The sequence below is a fragment of the Nocardiopsis sp. NPDC006832 genome (genome assembly GCF_040635885.1).
Lineage (GTDB): Bacteria > Actinomycetota > Actinomycetes > Streptosporangiales > Streptosporangiaceae > Nocardiopsis.
In genome coordinates this window covers 36088-52877 of record NZ_JBEYLC010000046.1, presented here as the reverse complement: position 1 = coordinate 52877, position 16790 = coordinate 36088, and the positions used below count along the sequence as shown (strand labels likewise).

General features: G+C 69.0%; 18 protein-coding genes, 2 tRNA genes and 1 pseudogene. 8 read left to right on the top strand and 13 right to left on the bottom strand.

Annotation, left to right across the window (positions count from 1 at the left end):
- A pseudogene (locus ABZ717_RS20570) lies at window positions 1-336 on the bottom strand (hypothetical protein); the annotation flags it as partial.
- A gap of 196 nt (window positions 337-532) precedes the next feature.
- Here ABZ717_RS20570 and ABZ717_RS20565 point away from each other — a divergent pair.
- Window positions 533-880 (top strand): hypothetical protein, encoded by a 348-nt coding sequence (locus ABZ717_RS20565; protein ID WP_067603499.1) that lies wholly within the window; start codon window positions 533-535, stop codon window positions 878-880.
- A 182-nt stretch (window positions 881-1062) separates the two neighbouring features.
- Entirely contained in the window at window positions 1063-1587 is a 525-nt protein-coding gene (locus ABZ717_RS20560; RefSeq protein ID WP_358512926.1) for a DUF6315 family protein, read from the top strand.
- A 72-nt stretch (window positions 1588-1659) separates the two neighbouring features.
- On the opposite strand, the gene ABZ717_RS20555 is transcribed toward ABZ717_RS20560, so the two are convergent.
- The 4 genes from ABZ717_RS20555 to glsA all read right to left on the bottom strand — a co-directional run bounded on the left by ABZ717_RS20555 (window position 1660) and on the right by glsA (window position 6116).
- Window positions 1660-3849, bottom strand: coding sequence for an ATP-dependent DNA helicase (locus tag ABZ717_RS20555; protein WP_358512924.1), 2190 nt, complete (start codon window positions 3847-3849; stop codon window positions 1660-1662).
- A 111-nt stretch (window positions 3850-3960) separates the two neighbouring features.
- On the bottom strand, window positions 3961-4434 hold the full coding sequence (locus tag ABZ717_RS20550) for an SRPBCC family protein (protein WP_358512922.1): 474 nt from the start codon (window positions 4432-4434) through the stop codon (window positions 3961-3963).
- On the bottom strand, window positions 4427-4765 hold the full coding sequence (locus ABZ717_RS20545; RefSeq protein ID WP_067603438.1) for a metalloregulator ArsR/SmtB family transcription factor: 339 nt from the start codon (window positions 4763-4765) through the stop codon (window positions 4427-4429). Before ABZ717_RS20545 ends, ABZ717_RS20550 begins: the two co-directional genes overlap by 8 nt.
- Before the next feature lie 94 nt (window positions 4766-4859).
- The gene (glsA, locus tag ABZ717_RS20540; protein WP_358512919.1) at window positions 4860-6116 is read right to left on the bottom strand and encodes a glutaminase A; all 1257 of its coding nucleotides are present in this window, start codon (window positions 6114-6116) and stop codon (window positions 4860-4862) included.
- A gap of 171 nt (window positions 6117-6287) precedes the next feature.
- Between glsA and ABZ717_RS20535 the strand changes: the two genes are divergently transcribed.
- Window positions 6288-6737, top strand: coding sequence for an SRPBCC domain-containing protein (locus tag ABZ717_RS20535; RefSeq protein ID WP_358512917.1), 450 nt, complete (start codon window positions 6288-6290; stop codon window positions 6735-6737).
- A 170-nt stretch (window positions 6738-6907) separates the two neighbouring features.
- Here the strand turns inward: ABZ717_RS20535 and ABZ717_RS20530 are convergent, their stop codons facing one another.
- A complete protein-coding gene (locus tag ABZ717_RS20530) occupies window positions 6908-7525 on the bottom strand; it encodes a stage II sporulation protein M (RefSeq protein WP_358512915.1) in 618 nt (205 codons plus the stop codon).
- A 97-nt stretch (window positions 7526-7622) separates the two neighbouring features.
- On the bottom strand, window positions 7623-8261 hold the full coding sequence (locus ABZ717_RS20525) for a hypothetical protein (RefSeq protein WP_358512913.1): 639 nt from the start codon (window positions 8259-8261) through the stop codon (window positions 7623-7625).
- Between the two features lie 157 nt (window positions 8262-8418).
- On the opposite strand from ABZ717_RS20525, the gene ABZ717_RS20520 reads away from it, so the two are divergent.
- Window positions 8419-9150, top strand: coding sequence for a MerR family transcriptional regulator (locus tag ABZ717_RS20520; RefSeq protein WP_358512911.1), 732 nt, complete (start codon window positions 8419-8421; stop codon window positions 9148-9150).
- Window positions 9151-9434: 284 nt separating this feature from the next.
- Here ABZ717_RS20520 and ABZ717_RS20515 read toward each other — a convergent pair.
- Window positions 9435-9507 (bottom strand) — tRNA-Ala (locus ABZ717_RS20515).
- Between the two features lie 165 nt (window positions 9508-9672).
- Here ABZ717_RS20515 and ABZ717_RS20510 point away from each other — a divergent pair.
- Window positions 9673-9882 (top strand): hypothetical protein, encoded by a 210-nt coding sequence (locus tag ABZ717_RS20510; protein WP_358512909.1) that lies wholly within the window; start codon window positions 9673-9675, stop codon window positions 9880-9882.
- Window positions 9883-10129: 247 nt separating this feature from the next.
- Here the strand turns inward: ABZ717_RS20510 and ABZ717_RS20505 are convergent.
- Window positions 10130-10202, bottom strand: a tRNA-Ala gene (locus ABZ717_RS20505).
- A gap of 171 nt (window positions 10203-10373) precedes the next feature.
- On the opposite strand from ABZ717_RS20505, the gene ABZ717_RS20500 reads away from it, so the two are divergent.
- Window positions 10374-10667: a co-chaperone GroES gene (locus tag ABZ717_RS20500; protein ID WP_304074500.1), complete on the top strand. Its 294-nt coding sequence runs from the start codon at window positions 10374-10376 to the stop codon at window positions 10665-10667.
- Window positions 10668-10714: 47 nt separating this feature from the next.
- On the opposite strand, the gene ABZ717_RS20495 is transcribed toward ABZ717_RS20500, so the two are convergent.
- Window positions 10715-11302 carry a TetR/AcrR family transcriptional regulator gene (locus ABZ717_RS20495; RefSeq protein WP_358512907.1) on the bottom strand — a complete coding sequence of 196 codons (588 nt, stop codon included), beginning with the start codon at window positions 11300-11302 and terminating at the stop codon, window positions 10715-10717.
- A 138-nt stretch (window positions 11303-11440) separates the two neighbouring features.
- On the opposite strand from ABZ717_RS20495, the gene ABZ717_RS20490 reads away from it, so the two are divergent.
- The gene (locus ABZ717_RS20490) at window positions 11441-13234 is read left to right on the top strand and encodes an ABC transporter ATP-binding protein (protein WP_358512938.1); all 1794 of its coding nucleotides are present in this window, start codon (window positions 11441-11443) and stop codon (window positions 13232-13234) included.
- A gap of 1 nt (window position 13235) precedes the next feature.
- Here ABZ717_RS20490 and ABZ717_RS20485 read toward each other — a convergent pair whose 3' ends face one another.
- Window positions 13236-14267 carry an FAD-dependent monooxygenase gene (locus ABZ717_RS20485; protein ID WP_358512905.1) on the bottom strand — a complete coding sequence of 344 codons (1032 nt, stop codon included), beginning with the start codon at window positions 14265-14267 and terminating at the stop codon, window positions 13236-13238.
- 77 nt (window positions 14268-14344) lie between these two features.
- Between ABZ717_RS20485 and ABZ717_RS20480 the strand changes: the two genes are divergently transcribed.
- Window positions 14345-14896, top strand: a complete 552-nt coding sequence (locus ABZ717_RS20480; RefSeq protein WP_358512903.1) for a TetR family transcriptional regulator C-terminal domain-containing protein — start codon at window positions 14345-14347, stop codon at window positions 14894-14896.
- A gap of 74 nt (window positions 14897-14970) precedes the next feature.
- Here ABZ717_RS20480 and ABZ717_RS20475 read toward each other — a convergent pair whose 3' ends face one another.
- Together ABZ717_RS20475 and ABZ717_RS20470 are read right to left on the bottom strand one after the other, a co-directional pair.
- Complete coding sequence (locus tag ABZ717_RS20475; RefSeq protein WP_358512901.1) at window positions 14971-15873, bottom strand: carbohydrate ABC transporter permease; 903 nt, start codon at window positions 15871-15873, stop codon at window positions 14971-14973.
- Entirely contained in the window at window positions 15870-16718 is an 849-nt protein-coding gene (locus tag ABZ717_RS20470; RefSeq protein WP_358512936.1) for a sugar ABC transporter permease, read from the bottom strand. Before ABZ717_RS20470 ends, ABZ717_RS20475 begins: the two co-directional genes overlap by 4 nt.
- Window positions 16719-16790: the final 72 nt, after the last annotated feature.

Below are 16790 nucleotides of genomic sequence, written 5' to 3'. Positions count from 1 at the left end.
TTCGTGCGGGCCTGGTTCGTCCTCGACGACGGCCCGCGCCTGATCGAGTGCGCGACGCCCCTCTCCGAGTGCCCCCACCCGCACCGCCAACGGCCAGTGCGCCAGGAAGAACAACGTCGGTGGTCCGAACACCCCCGGTACCGCGGCCTCCTGGTTCCCCGCCTCGGCGACCAGACGTCTTGCGACGCGCATCGCCGACCGGGCCGAAGCCTCCACCTTGACGGCGTCTCCCGCCTCGGTGAGCTGTGGCAATCGGATCACCGCCTCGGCCAGGTCGTCCTGTCCCGCGGCGCGTAGTCGGCGTGCCGTCTCCCCCGCCCAAGTCCACATCGGCATGTCTCTTCTCCCCCTGACTGAGCCGTGTGCCAACAGAACGTAGCAGCGCGGTGACCGAGCTGTCCGGAAAACGCGTGAAACCGGTGCAGCCTGGGCACTCCCGGGCCGATTCGTTCGTTGTTCCGGTGGTTAGAATCGCTGCCAAGCCGGCGCGAGACGCGGGAACGCAAACATGCATTAAGGGGACATGGCGCCGATGGGATGGCGAGACCGCTTCGGCCTTCGCAAGGCCAACCGCAAGGGAAAGACCCGGTTCGACCGGACCTCGGAGGACTCCGACATCAAGGCGTTGGTCGAGTTCGCCAAGAGCAGGGTCGGGGTGGAGTTCTTCGTCGAACCCGAGACCTTCGCGACCCGGACCACCGCGGTCGCCGTCGCCACCGATGGTGAGTGGATCCGGCGTCGCTGCGGCTCCCCCGACGTGATCCGCAAGGTCGCCAAGAGGCTGGCCACCCCCGCCTACGACGTGCAGATCGTCGGCTACCCCCAGAGGATGCGGGACTGGACCGCGCGCAACAAGAACCGGCCGTCCCTGGACGACTGAGCCCCCGCGAGCCGGCCGGCCGAACGTGAATCCGGACACCCCGAAGTCCGGCGGAGCCCGCACGAAACCCGTCGTCCGGTCATTTTGGGCATTGATGACGACTCCTTGCCGCGACTTCCTCCCCGAACGGGTTCCCTAACGACCTCCATTCGTCGCATACTCACCTGGGAGGGGGGACTCTGATGAAGCAGGATCTCACTGCCTTGTGTTGCGAATGCGGCATGGTTCGAGATGTGAGCGAGTACCGGAGCGTCGGTGAGGCGCAGTCCGCCTACGGGCTGGCCCGCTGCGTGGTCTGGCGCAAGTGCCGTTCGTGCGGCTACCGCACCTACCACGCCTACCTGCGTCCCGACGAGGACCGCGACGAGCTGGAGGACGCCCTACGGCTCGACGGGGCACTGGCCGCCGAGGCCCTCGACGAGGAGGTCGAGCAGCTCCGGCTGTGCGGGGTGGAGATCGGGCACGCCACGGTCCCGGCCATCTGGGACGGTCAGTCCGTGGGCATGGTGACCCAACGTCTCACCGACCACGCCTACTCGATCGTCCTCGACCCGGAATCCTCCGTGGTCTCCCGGCTCAAGCTCATCGACATGATGTGGAGCGAGCTCCTGGTCGGCGAACACGACGACCGTTGGCACATCCATGAGCCACAGGACGACTCCCCCGGCTACGCGGTCCGGTTGTTCGGTTACCGCACGCGCGGTTGATCGGCTCGTGAAGGTGATGGCCGGGCGCCGAAGGTGCCCGGCCTCCTTCCTGTCCGGATGCCCCTGAAGACCTCAGGCGGCGGGCTCGGTCTCGGCGGCGTCGGCCTTCTCCGCCAGTCGCCGCAGCGCGGCCCGGGCCACCTCCGGGTCGGCGGTGCCCCAGTACGGCGGCAGGGACGAGCGCAGGAATCCGCCGTAGCCCGCCGTGGCCAGGCGTGGGTCCAGCACGGCGATCACCCCCCGGTCGTCGGTGGAGCGCAGCAGTCGCCCGGTGCCCTGAGCCAACAGCAACGCGGCGTGGGTGGCCGACACCGCCAAAAACCCGTTGCCGCCGTGCGCGGAGATGGCGCGCTGGCGGGCCGAGGCCAGTGGGTCGTCGGGGCGGGGGAACGGGATCCGGTCCACGATGACCAACTGCAGCGCGGGGCCGGGGACGTCGACGCCCTGCCACAGCGACAGGGTGCCGAACAGGCAGGAGCGTTCGTCCTCGCTGAAGCGGCGCACCAGTTGTCCGGTGGAGTCCTCGCCCTGGCACAGGATGGTCTGGTCCAGGCGTTCGCGGAGTTCGTCGGTGGCCTGTTGGGCGGCTCGCATGGACGAGAACAGGCCCAGGGCACGCCCGTCGGAGGCCTCGATGAGTCCGGCGATCTCGTCCAGGTACTCCTTGGAGAGCCCGTCGCGTCCGGGTTTGGGCAGGTGCCGCGCGACGTAGAGGATGCCGCTGCGGGCGTGCTCGAAGGGTGAGCCGACGTCGAGTGCGCGCCAGCGTGGCTCGCCGGCGGCGCGGTGCGGACCTTCGCCTCCGGCGTCCTCCGCCGCACCATTCTCGTCCACGCCCGGCTCGACGCCCTCGGTGTCCTCGCCGGCGTCCTCGTCGGCGATCGCGGTGTCCCGACCGGTGCGTGGGGCGGGGTCGACCGGTGGGACCGGGGCGGGGGTCCGTCCGGCCGCGAGGTCGGCGGCTTCCTGTGCCACCTCGCGGCCCAGCCCCCATTGGCGGGCCAGGGCGGTGAAGTCGCCGCCCAGGGTGAGGGTGGCGGAGGTGAGCACGACGGTGCGGTCGCCGAAGAGCTTCTCTCGCAGCAGTCCGCCCACCCCGAGCGGGGCGACGCTGAGCGATGGCGGTTTGGAGGGAGCCTTGGTCAGCCAGACCACCTCGGTGCGGTCGCGCAGCGCAGGTTCATAGGACTCCAGGATCCGCTCCGCCGCCTCGCGCACCTCCCCCAGGGCGGCCAGGGCCAGTTTGCGTTCGGAGGCCGCCTCGGGTTCGAGTTCGCCCGGGTTGGGGCCGATCGCGGTGACGCAGGCGGCCGAGGCGTCGCGGACGGCGGCGACCGCGCCGGCCAATCCGTCGTCGATGTGGTCGAGGCGGCCCTCGCCGACCTCGGTGAACATCAGGGCCAGGCCGTCCCCGCTCTCGGCGAGCCGTTCGGAGATACCCGGCTCGACCAGGCGGGCCGCGCGCTTGGCCGCAATGGAAACGGCCCGTTCGCCGAGCACACCGGTGGCCACCGAGGTGGCGCGGTCGACGAGTTCGTGCGCCTCGTCGATCATGATCGTGTCGTGCTCGGGCATGAGGTGGTAGCCCTGCGCCATGTCGATGGAGAGCATGGCGTGGTTGGTGACCACCACGTCGACGCTGGTGGTGGCCTCGCGGGCGAACTCGGCGAAGCACTCCTGGCCGAAGGCGCACACCCGCGCGCCCATGCACTCGTTGCCGCCCACGGACACCTGGCGCCAGGCCAGGTCGCCGACGCCGGGAACGATCTCGTCGCGGTCGCCGGTGGTGGTGTCCTCGGCCCACTCGTGCAGGCGCGCCACCTGACGACCCACCGACGACAGCTGCCTGGGGTCGAAGAGCTCGGCGCCCTCGGAGTCCTCGTCCACCCCGCTCTGGAGGCGGTGCCGGCACAGGTAGTTGCGTCGGCCCTTGAGCACCGCGAACGTGGGTTCGCGTGGCAGCAATGGGGAGAGCGCGGCGGCCAATCGTGGCAGGTCCCGGTCGATGAGCTGGTTCTGCAGCGCGATGGTGGCCGTGGAGATGACCACGGGCTTCTTGGTCGCCATCGCGCGTCTGACGGCGGGCACCAGGTACGCCAAGGACTTACCGGTGCCGGTGCCGGCCTGGACCACCAGGTGTTCGCGTTGCTCGACGGCCGTGGCCACTGCCTCGGCCATGGTCTGTTGTCCCTCTCGGCTGCTGCCGCCCAAGGCCTTGACGGCCGCGTCGAGCAGGGTGGGAACGTCGGGGAGATCTGCCACGCGTCGACATTACCCGGCCGGGACGACGGTTTCGGCGTTGTCCACAGGACCGACACCGACGCCGACCCCGGGGTGTCCACGTCGGACGCCCCGGGGTGGTGCGGGCCGGTCTCAGCCCAGGGAACGCAGAACCTCGGCCAACTTGTCCATGGACTCCTCCATGCCGGACTCCATGCCGGAGGCGAGCATCCCGTCGCGGTCCTCGATCGACTGGTACAGGGCCACGGCCTGGTACTTCGTGCGTCCGTCCACCTCGGTCAGGGTGAGCGTCTCCAGGGAGACGTGGCCGGGCATGCCCTCGAACTCGAAGGTGCGCACGACCCGCTCGGGCTCCTGGACGTCGTGGTGCACGCCACGGAAGGCGTAGACCGCGCCGTCGGGCGCCTTCTCGCTGATCCGCCACGGGGTTCCGGTGCGCACCTCGGTCGGGTCGACCTCGGTGGTGGTGGCGTCCAGGCCGAACCAGCGGCCGACGAGTTCGGGCTCGGTGACCGCGCGCCAGACCAGCTCGCGCGGAGCGTCGAAGGTGCGGGTGATGAGGATGTCCTGACGTCCCGGTTCGGCGACGACCTTGAGGTCACTCATGGTTGCTCTCTCCCTCGATCCTGCGTAGTTCCTCGTCAAGGCGGGTGAAGCGTTCCTCCCACCGGTCCCGGTAACGGTCGACCCAGCGGTCGACCTCCACCAGGGGCGCGGGTTCCAGCCGACAGGGACGCCACTGGGCGTCACGCCCCCGGGTGATGAGTCCGGCCCTCTCCAGGACCTTCAGGTGCTTGGAGACCGCTTGAAGACTCATGTCGAACGGTTCCGCCAGTTCGTTGACGGTGGCCTCGCCTCCGGCCAGGCGGGCGAGGATCTCCCGACGGGTCGGGTCCGCCAGCGCGGCGAACGTGAGACTGAGCGGATCGTCCGCCATAAGCTTATTCAACCTTCCAGTTGATCAACCACTAGGTTGATTATGCGCCGAAGGTGTGCCCACGGTCAAGGGGTACCGTGGCCCCGCTTCCAGGTCAGCCTTGGCGGACACCGCGAGGATCGCTCACCGCGGTGTCCACGCCCGCGTCGGCCAGTTCGTCCAGTTCGGCCGCGAAGAGCGTGCGGGCCGCGTCGCTGAAACCGGAGACCTTGTCCAACTCGACCGTCACCGTTCGCACCCGAGAGTCGTCGATCACCTCGGCCAATCGCGACACCACCTGTTCCGCGGCGAGGAAGTCGATCTCCCCGCACAGGCGCACGTCCAGCGTGCCGCCCGAACGACTCACGCTGTGCACCGGTGACGGCGGTTCCGAGGGTGTCTGGAGCATGTGCAGGTCGTAGTCGTCGGAGAGCCGTTCGAGGGCCGCCACCCCGCGCACACTGTTGCCCGCGTCGTCCAGGGGCGGGCTGAACACACCGACCCCGAACGCGCCCGGCGCGGACGCCAGGATGCCACCGCTCACCCCGCTCTTGGCCGGAATGCCCACGCGCAGCCCCCACTCCCCAGCCCGGTCGTACATGCCACAGCTCGACATGATCGACAGGGCGTGCCGCGCCGTGCGCTGGGACACCACCCGTTCCCCGGTGAGGGGGTTGACCCCGCCCACGGCCAGGGTCACGGCCATGACGGCCAGGTCCATCACCGTGACGCTCAACGAGCACTGGCGGAAGTAGTCCTGCACGGCCTCTTCCACCGAGCCGACCAGCACTCCCCCGGACAGGCTGAGGTAGCCCAGCGCCCGGTTGCGGTGCCCCGTCTCCGACTCGGACCGGTGCACCTGCTCGTCCACCATCAGTTCCCGCCCGGCGAAGGCCGACAGCACCGACCGGATGTGCTCGAAGCGCACGCCTTGCTCCCCGGTGCCCACCAGGGAGGTCGTCACGATCGCGCCGGCATTGATCATCGGGTTCTCCGGGCGGCCCCGCTCGTCGAGGCTGATCGCGTTGAACGGCTCACCGCTGGGTTCGGCCCCCACGTGTTCGTGCACGTCGTCCAGTCCGCGTTCCTCCACGGCCAACGCGTAGACGAACGGCTTGGAGATCGACTGCATGGTGAAGAGCCGTTCCGACTCGCCCACCGCGTAGACACGACCGTGCGGGCTGACCGCGGCGATCCCGAAGGTGTCGGGGTCGGCGTGGGCGAGTTCGGGGATGTAGTCGGCCACCTCCCCCTCGGACATGCCCGTGACCTCGTCCTGGATCTTCTCCAGGACTCCCATGACGGGGCTGTCGTCCTCCATGGCCCGGTGGGCTTGGGCATTGCGGGAGTGTCCGTTCACGGGGTGGTCCATACGACCAGTCTAGGAAGGTCCGCGACTCGTTCCCATGCCGTCGTTTCCGTGTCGACCAGGCGGGGAGCGCCTGGTGCGGGGTGCGGGCGACCGCGACGACCCGTGTCCGCTCCATCCGGACCCGGCGCGAGGGGCTGTGTCAACCGATCCTCGACGGTTTACCCTGACCGCATGAACGAGCGAGTGGACCGTGCCGAACGACGGATCGAGGCCTCCCTCCCGGAGGTGTACCGGGCTCTGGTGGAGCCGGAGAGCCTCGTGGAGTGGTTGCCGCCGGAGGGCATGACGGGCCGGTTCGAGCGTTTCGACCCCTCCGGATACCGGATGGTGCTGACCTACCGCGAACCCGGGCACGGCAAATCCTCGCAGGACACCGACGTCGTCGAGACGGAGTTCGTGGAGCGGGTCCCGGGCGAGCGCGTCGTCCAGCGGATCGTCTTCGACGCCCCGGACCCGGACTTCGCGGGCACCATGACGATGAGCTGGCTGCTGTCGGAGGCCGACGGGGGCACGTTGGTGGTCGTCGAGGCACGGAACGTCCCGCCGGGCATCTCCCCGAGCGACCACGAGGCGGGATTGGCGTCGTCCCTGGCCGGCCTGGCCGCCCACGTCACCGGCTGACCCCACCGAACCGTACCTGTCGTCCTGGCCGCACCCTCGTGCGTACGGCGTACCCAGCGGATGAGCGCACCGTACTCCCACGGCGTGGCCAAGGAGGAAGACCGTGCGGCCCCACAACACCCCGAACGCGATGTTCGGCATGCTCGACGGCGAACGACCGGCCTCGGGGGTCAGCCCACGACAAGGGGCGGAACGAGGTAGATGAGCTCGAAGGCCTCGTAGATCGCGCCGAGGACGAACAACACCAGGGCGGGCAGGCCCAGCCATCCGGCCCGTCGCAGTCCGCGTACGTAACCCTGCCGGCGGTTGTGGGCACCGACCGTCCCCGGGCGCAGCCAGGCCTTTCCGAGGACGTAGGCGGCGAACATGACCAGGATGTAGGCCTGGAACTCGATGAGGATCGTCAGCGAATGCGGGATCAGGAGCTTCGCCGTGACCGTGTCGACCGGGGCGAGGGTCACCCCGAAGTGGAACGCCCGGTAGGTGAACAGGAGGATCCCGGCGAAGGGCACCACCATCGAGGGCAGCAGGATCGTCAGCGCTGCGACCGTCACCACGTTCACCGCGAAGATGGTCAGGGCGAACAACCAGACGTTGTCGAGCAGGCTCACCACCAACCCCGCCGTCCCGTCATCCTCCATAGACGTGACCTGGGCGGCGTTCAGGTCGGGGAAGACCAGCGCCGTCCCCATACCGAGGAGGAACAGGCCGTACATGAGCACGTTCAACACGAGGTAGGCGCGCAGGTCGGCGCGGATGATCCGGAAGGGTTCGCGAAGGGCTCGCATGTGCTCTGCTCCCTGGCTGAGTCGATCGGTGAACCGGACTTCGTGTGCGGCTCACCCGCAGTCCAGACCATGACCTCGGGGCAGGGTCAACCACCGGTCAGGCACTGCCGTCCAGTAGCGGGTTCCAACGCAGCCGCGTGGCCCGCTCGACCGCGGCCGTAGAGGCGCACAGGGCGAGCAGGGAGTTGAGCCCGATGGACAGGTCGATGGGCGAGGTGAAGGTGCCCAGTCGTTCGGCCACCGGAGGCACCGCGGCGAGCGCTTCGACGATCTGGAGGACGATGAGGGCGACCGAGGTGAAGAGCACGGTCAGCGACAGCGCTCCGATCAGGCGACTCAGCACCGGATGCTCACGGTCGAACCTTGCACGGCGCCCCTCCGCCGAACGCTCGTCGGGCACGAGCCTGCTCGCGGCCCCTTCCTCGGTGACGTAGTGGCAGCGCTTGAGGCCGAAGGACGTGGGCACCACCTCGATGGTTCCTCCCTCCACGGGGAAGGCCGCGGGCAGCTTGGAGTGGGCGTGGTGCTCACCGTCACGGTAGAGGTGGGCCTTGCCGTGTCCGTCATCCGTCAGAACCCGTTGCCAGTAGGGGACGTCTACGGCGTAGACCACCGGGCGCCCCTCGCCGTTCGTCACGGAAAGGTAGAACAGGGCACGGGAAAGCATCTGCCACGGGCGGAAACGCTTCAACGAACGCCCGTTGCCGGCTTTGATCTGATGCGGATTCCGGACCATTTCGGGCTCCCCACCCTCGCGAAGGTCAACGGCCGCGTGGATCGTCCCCACGGGCCCGGGACCATCGGACAGTGTGCCCTGGGGGCAGGGTCAAGTACTTGACCCTGCCCCCAGGGCACACTGTCCGATAGGGGAAAGTACACGAAGGAGGTCTCACATGGCGTGGAGCACGCGGCAGCTCGCCGAACTGGCCGGCACGACGGTGAAGGCCGTGCGGTACTACCACCGGATCGGGTTGTTGGAGGTGCCCGCGCGAACGTCGAACGGCTACAAGCAATACGAGGTCGCGCACCTGATCCGGCTTCTTCAGATCAAGCGGCTGAGCGACCTGGGGATCCCGCTGTCGGAGGTGGCGGCGATGGAGCACCCGGATGAGGCGCCCGAGGAGGCGATCCGCGCGCTGGACGCGGAACTGGAGGCGACCGTCAACCGACTCAACCGCGTGCGGGAGGAATTGGCGCTCATCCTGCGTCACCGCGCCCCGGCCTACGTCCCGACCGCCTTCGCCCCGATCTCCCGAGGCTTCTCCGAACGGCAACGGTCGTTGCTGATGGTCTATTCGAGTGTCCTCAGCGAGGAGTCCCTGAGGGGGTTTCGCGAGATGCTCGGTGAACCGTCCGACACCGACGAGGAGTTCGAGGCGTTGCCTCCGGACGCGGACGATGCCACGATCGACCGCCTCGCCTCACGCATGCTGCCGTTCGTCGAGAACTCTCGTGAGCGGCATCCATGGGCGCAGGACCCGGCGGCGGACGCGCCGGGCGGTACCCGGCGGGCCGAACAGACGATGGCCGAGGCGATGGTGCAGCTGTACAACCCCGCCCAGTTGCGGGTCCTGAAGCGTTTGCATGACCTCCTCACGGAGACCGACCGCGACACCCCGAGCTGAACTCCCAGAGGAAACGACGAAGGCGACCTTGCGAACGCGCTCGCAGGGTCGCCCTGAGTGTGCGAGCCCCGGCGAGCACACACCGGGGGTTCGGGGGTCGCCCCCCAGGAGAAACAACGGAACGACCCGGCAAGGAGGACGAAGTCCCCCGAGCAGAGTCGCCCTGAGTGTGCGAGCCCCAGCGAGCACACACCGGGGGTTCGGGGGTCGCCCCCCAGGAGAAACAACGGAACGACCCGGCAAGGAGGACGAAGTCCCCCGAGCAGAGTCGTTCCAGAGTGAAGTGGAGCTATGGGGATTCGAACCCCAGACCTCCTCCATGCCATGGAGGCGCGCTACCAACTGCGCCATAGCCCCGTGAAGCCGTACTTCCGATCCTAGCGGACGCGCGGGGGTGGGTCGGACGTGTTCCAGGGCACGTCCGCGCGACGGAGGCGGTGGGCCTACGCCGGCATCCCCTCACCCGGTCCGTCCGGGGCCGGGCCGACACGAAGTTCTATCCTGGCCGAGAGAGGTGATGTCATGCCCGAGAACCCCCAGGCGAGAGCACTGCTGCGGTGGGAGGAGCACGGAGCTCCGTGGCGCGTGGCCGAGCGGACCCCCACCAGCGTCACCGTGTCCCTGTTGACCTGCGACGACGGCACCGAGGTGGATCGTCTGGTCTCTTCGGACCCCGAGTTCCTGGCCCTGGTCGCCCGCCGGCTGGAGGACCCCGAGTCAGGCTTCGACTGAGCCCGCCCCCGCCGCTCAGCGCGACCCCGACCGCAGGGGGTTACCTCGGGGGGTTCGGGGGGTCGCCCCCCGAAAACACGAAGGACGACCCGGAAAGGAGGACGAAGCCCCCCGAGCAGAGTCGCCCTGAGTGTGCGAGCCCCGGCGAGCACACACCGGGGGTCTGGGGGTCGCCCCCTAGGAGAAACAACGGAACGACCCGGCGAGGAGGACGAAGTCCCCCGAGCAGGGTCGTTCCAGAGTGAAGTGGAGCTATGGGGATTCGAACCCCAGACCTCCTCCATGCCATGGAGGCGCGCTACCAACTGCGCCATAGCCCCTGGTCTGCCGGACGGTTTCCCCGCTCGGCATGTGAATACTGTACCGGATTCCAAGGGTGGGTCGAACCGAGGTCGAACGTTGGTCGACCTCCCGGTGACGCTCCGGGTGGGTCGGCCCCTGGTGGGGGTGAATATCCTGGGGATGTGCCCGAATCCAAACTTGAAATCCAGATGCTCCATGATCGCCTGTTGGTCAAGGCGATCCCGGACAAGAGTGAGCGGCGCAGTAGCGCGGGTCTGGTCATCCCCGACACGGTGAAGTTGGCGACGCGGCTGGCCTGGGGCGAGGTTCGTGGCGCCGGAACCGGCGCCCGCCATGTGAAGACCGGTGATCGTGTGCTCTTCGATCCGGAGGAGCAGGGCGAGGTCGAGTTGAACGGCGAGCGGTACGTGATCTTGCGGGAGCGGGACGTGCACGCGATCGCGAACGAGGCCCCCGAGCGGGGCACCGGTCTGTACCTTTAGTCGTCGTTTCGGGGTCGGGGTCCATGTGGTGGGCCCCGACCCCTTCGTCATGCCCGGGGTTCGCGGCCGATCGCTTTGACCAGGGACATCAGGCACATGTTGTGCGCCTCGAAGGCGGGCACCTTCGCGACGTCGGTGTAGGTCCAACCGGCGTAGAGGGCGGCCCACAGGAGTTGCTGGGCCCACAGGGGTGTGACGCGCGGGTCGATGGTGCCGTCCTCGTGGCCGCGTTCGATGAGCTCGTAGAGCGCGAGGTCGCTGGGACCGCACTGCTCCTCGTCGGGTTCGTCGGTCATCTCCTCTCCGCCCATGGAGAGCATGATGACCTTGACCAGCCCGAAGTACTCGGAGACCAGACGGGAGAAGGCTTCGAGCGCGGTGCCTTCGGTGGTGCGGGCGCGCGCGGTGGCCTCGTCGGCGAGTTCGTTGGCGTAGCCCTCCAGGGCCACGACGAGGTCGGCGCGTTCGGGGAAGTAGCGCTGCAGGGTGCTGCGGGCGACACCCGCCCTGCCGGCCACCTGTGACAGCGGGGCGGCCCGATTCTCCGTCAGGACGTCGACGGCGGCCTCCAGGATCGCGCGGCGGGTGCGTGCGCGAGTCCTTGTCTCTTCCTCTGCGGGAGCACTCTTCACCATGTCTTCATCCTAGAGGGATCGGTACTCACTTGACAATAATCGGTCACTCGTGACCTAATTCAGACCATGGCTGATCTTTTCTCGGTGCCCGATTCCCGATCCTCGCCCTCCCCTGAACCACGTTTCGCCCAGCTGCGGGTGCTCTGGTCGTTCGTCCGACCGCACCGGCGCAAACTCCTGCTCGGCCTCGTGCTGGCCCTGCTGGGTTCGGCCCTGGAACTGGCCAATCCGATGGTGATCAAGCTGGTCCTGGACACGGTGTCCGACGCCGGCAGCCTGGCGATGCCGGTGACGATCCTGCTGTGCCTGTTCGTCAGCGGCATCGTGTTCGGGCTATGGCACTGGATCGTGCTGGGCACGGTCGCGGAGAAGGTGGTTCTGGACGCGCGCACGTCCCTGGTGCGCCGCTACTTCAGGGCGGCCATGCAGCCGCTGTCCAAGCGTCCCTCCGGCGAACTCGTCACCCGGGCCACCTCCGACACCGTCCTGCTGCGCGAAGCCGCTTCCAGCAGCGTGATCAGCCTGGTCAACGGTGGCGTGCTGCTGGTCGGCACGCTCATCATGATGGGTGTGTTGGACCTGGTCCTGCTCGCGGTGACCGCGTCCGCGGTGGCCATCGTGACGGTCCTGTTCCTCACCCTGATGCCCGCCCTGGCCAAGGCACAGGAGAGGGCCCAGAACTCGCTCGGTCTGATGGGCGGGGTCCTCGACGGCTCCCTGCGGGCGATCCGCACGGTCAAGGTGAGCCGCGCCGAGGAGCGTCTGGGCGACCAGATCCTGGGCCACGCCCAGGACGCCGCCGCGCTCGGCATCCGGTCGGTGCGCCGGGGGGCCGTGGCGTGGACGATCGCCTCCGGTGGGATCCAGCTGTCGATCATCGCGATCCTCGGTCTGGGCGCCCTCCGAGTGGCCTCCGGGGAGATCGCCGTTTCCACCCTGGTGGCGTTCCTGCTCTACGCGTTCACCCTGATGACCCCGGTCATGGAGCTCTCCCAGAGCGTCACCACGTTGCAGTCGGGCATCGCCGCCGCCAAACGCATCCGTGAGGTGGAGGCCATCCCCCTCGAACCCACCGCCGAGGCCCCGACCGACTCCCCCGCCGAGCGTCCCCTCGCCCCGTCCTCCGAGAACGGCCACGGGAGCCCGTTGTTGGAGCTGCGCGGGGTCACCGCCCGCTACGCCCCGGGGGCCGAGGCCGCCTTGGAGGAGGTCGACATCACCGTCTCCCGCCGCGGGCACACCGCCATCGTCGGCCCGTCCGGCGCGGGCAAGACCACGGTGCTGTCGTTGTTGCTGCGCTTCCTCGAACCGGAGCACGGCGAGCTGCTGTTGGAGGGCAGACCGTACCGTGAGCTCTCCCCTCAGCAGGTCCGGGCACACTTCTCCTACGTGGAGCAGGACACCCCGGTGGTGCCGGGCACCGTCCGTGACAACCTGCTGTTCACCCGCCCCGAGGCCGGTGAGGACGAACTACACCGGGTCCTCGACGACGTGCGGTTGACCGACAAGGTCGCCTCTTTGGATCAGGGCCTGGACACCCCGTTGGACTCCAACTCGTTCTCCGGTGGTCAACGCCAGCGCGTGGCCCTGGCCCGGGCCCTGTTGGGGTCCCCGGACGTGCTGCTGTTGGACGAGGCGACCTCGCAGGTGGACGCGATCACCGAGGCCGCCATCACCGAGAGCGTCCGCCGTCAGGCCGACCGCGGAGCCGTGGTGACCATCGCGCACCGTCTGTCCACGGTCATCCGCGCCGACCGCATCCTGCTTCTGGAGGACGGCCGGATCCGCGCCCAGGGCACCCACCGGGAGCTGCTGGAGCGGGACACCCTGTACCAGGAGCTGGTCGCGGCCCTGCACATCGCCCAGACCGAGGAACGCGGCCGCGAGCGGCCCGGAGACGACGAGGTGGCCGCCGGGGTCTTCCCGAACTGAATCACTCCGTGGCGCCCGCGCGCACACGCGGCATCCGGGTCGTGACGGCGATCCGGTTCACCACCCGGGACGCGGCCACGATCCGACGGGTGGGGCCTCTGCGGGCGCGGTCGTAGCGGGCCAACGCCCGCCCGAGCGAGGGTTCCTCCGTCAGGGCCCGGCTCAGGGTCGCGGCGTCGATGAGGGACTCACAGGCACCCCTGCCGAGGTTGGGCGCCATGGCGTGGGCGGCGTCGCCGATGAGCGCGTGGCGCCCCTTCGCGTAGCGACCGAACGCCGGCAGGTCGTACAGGGTCCTTCGGTCCACACCGTGGGTCCGGGCCCCGGAGACGATCCGCGCGACGTCGGGGTACCAACCGGCGTACTCACGGCGCAGGACTGCGGCGTGGACGTCCGGGTCGCGCGAGGCGAGTTCGGTCTCCGTGAGCAGGCGCCGGTCCAGGGCCGCGTACCAGTTGGTGGTGTGGGCGTCGAGCGGGGTGATACCGAAGATGCGGCGCCCGCCCCAGACCTCGGTCACCCCGTCCACTCGGCCGGGCCGTGTTCCCCGGTAGGCGACGGAACCGAGCGGGCGCGGCGGGCTCGCGCGGGAGAAGGCGGTGTCTCGAACGAGGCTGTGGATCCCGTCCGCGCCGATCACCAGGTCGTGGTAGCGGCCGGGGGCGAGGTCGGCGACGGTCACGGGGGTGTTCCACCGCACGGTTCCGGCGGGGAGGGCCCTCACCAGCAGGTCGAGCAGGGCGGACCGGGACACCAGGTGGCCGCCGCGGCCTTCGGCGCCGAGCAGCACGCGGCCGTTGGGCCGGCGCAGCCTCAGCGCGGACCGGTACTCGGCGCGAGCACGCACCTCCTCGCCCAGACCGAGCCGGTCCAGGGCGGCCAAGGCACCCGGCCATACGCCGAGGGCACCGCCGATGTCGGGCGGACCGGAGAGTCTCTCGCGAACCTCGACCTCCCAGCCGCCGTCGAGCAGTCCGCGGGCAACCGCGAGTCCGGCGATCCCTCCGCCCACCACCAGTGCCGTTGCGCGCATCGATGCCACCTCGTCCGTTCGCGGCGCACGGATACTACGATCGTAGTACCCCTTTACTACGAATGTAGTATGCCGCCATGTCCCAGACAAGAGCCCGTGCCCTCGACGCCGCCATCGAACTGTTGGGCACCCGAGGCCTGCACGCCCTCACCCACGGCAAGGTGGACGTCCAGGCCGGCCTGCCCAAGGGTTCGACCTCCAACCACTTCCGCACCCGCGACGCCCTCGTGCGCGGGGTCGTGGAACGCCTGGAGGAACTCGACCGCCGGGACCGGGCCGACCTGAACGGCCTGGAGGTGACCACCGTCGAGGGCCTGGTGGACACCCTGGCGCTGTTCGTCTCGGATATGACCACCACGCACCGAGGCCGGACCGTGGCCCGCTACACCCTGTCGATGGAGGCCACGCACAACCTGGAGGTGCGCGCCTCCCTCAATCGTGGGCACGACCTGCTTCGGGCCTGGGTCATCGAGATCCTCACCGACCTGGGGGCCGCCACGCCGCGCACCGCCGCCCGAACCCTGCTGGCCTACGCCGACGGGCTCATCATGCACGCACTGCTGCGGCCCGAGGCGGTGGAGCCGCGCGGTCAGCTCCTGCGCGTGACCCGCGCCTGTTTGACCCCCTGACCTCGCACACGACGGCGCCCCGGCGGGTCCACACGGGACCTCCGGGGCGCCGGCTCACTCGAACGGACCAGACCTCAGCCCTTCACCGCCCCCGAGGTCAGCCCCGCCACGATCCTGCGTTGCAGGACGAGCGCGAAGATGATGAGCGGGACGGACACCAGCACCGAGGCGGCCATGATCTGACCGATCGGGTTCTCGTAGCCGACCCTCTCGAAGGTGCCCACGAAGACCGGGACGGTCTGCACGTTCAGGTCACGCGGGGCGAACGAGAAGGCGAGCAGGAACTCGTTGGTGGCGTAGACGAACGTGAGGATCGAGGCGGCCCCCACGCCCGGCGCGGCCAGCGGCGCCACCACCCTCAGGAACGCCTGGAACGGCGTGGCCCCATCGACCTTGGCCGACTCCTCGATCTCCTTGGGGATGCCCGCGAAGAACGTCGTCAGGATGAAGATGGACAGCGGCAGGGTCAACGCCACGTACGGGATGATCATGCCCGCGTAGGAGTTGAGCAGGTTGATCCCGGTCCACTCGTTGAGTTGCAGGTACATCTGGTACAGCGGGTTGACCAGGGCGACCGGCGGGAACAGGGTCGCCACCAGCGTGGCCGCCAACAGCGCGAACTTACCGGCCAGCGGCAGTCGGGCCAGCGCGTACCCGGCGAGCGAGGCCACCGGGATGCAGATCAGCGTGGTCACCGACGCCACGATCAGCGAGTTGCGCAACGGGAACAGGAAGCCCTGGTCCACGACCTCCTGGTAGTTGCCCAGGCTGAACGGTCCGTTGAGGATGTTCGGGTCGGTCAACGCCACCGATCCCGTGCGCAGACTGGTCATCCCCATCCACAGGAACGGGAACAGGCACCAGGTCAGCACCACCAACAGACCCAGCAGCTTGAGTGCTCCGGACACCGCCGGCGGGGTGCCTCGTTTGGGACGGTGGACCGCGCGGGTCGCCCCCTGGCTCTGTGCGACGCTCATCGCTTCTCCTTCCGCCCCACGTCACCGACCATGTGGCGGCCCATCCGACCGATGAAGGCCAGACCGACGAGCATGACGATGACGAACGTGACCGTGGACAGCGCGTTGGCGTAGCCCGGTTGTGGTTCGGCGACCAGGAACCGCTGCGCGTACACCGACAGGGTCGCCAGCGAGTTCGAGTACCCGGAGAACACGTACGCGAAGTCGAACATGCGCAGCGCGTCCACGGTGCGGAACAGCAGCGCCACCACGATCGCCGGTCGCAGCAGGGGCAGCGTGATGGTCCAGAACCGTTGGAACACGTTGGCGCCGTCCATCTTGGCGGCCTCGTAGTAGTCCTTGGGGATGGTCTGCAACCCGGCCAGGAGCAGCAACGCCACGAACGGGGCGGTCTTCCACACGTCCGCGCTGATGATGCCGACCATCGACCAGGCCGGGTCGCGGAGCCAGTTGATGTCGGTGCCCAGCACCGCGTTCACGAACCCGGGGTTGTGGTCGAACATGTACCGCCACACCTGGGCCGCGACCGCGGTCGGGATCACCCACGGCACCAGGATGACCGCGCGGGTCAGGCCACGGCCGACGAAGACCTGGTGCATGATGAGCGCGAACGCCATCCCGACGACGAACTCCAGGGACACCGAGGCCACCGTGAAGATCAGGGTGTTCTGCGCGGCGTTCCAGAAGCCGGGGTCGGTCAGGGCGCCGACATAGTTCTCGACGCCCACGAGTTCTCGGTTGAACCCCCGGATGTCGTACAGGCTCATCCAGACGGCGTAGAACACCGGGAAGAGCGCGATCAGCGCCATGAAGGCGAGCGACGGGGCGAGGAAGATCCGCCCCATCGCCTGCTCCCCCAGTCCATGGGCGCGCCGGCGCACGGCCTTGACGACGTCGGGGGCGACATCCGTGGAATC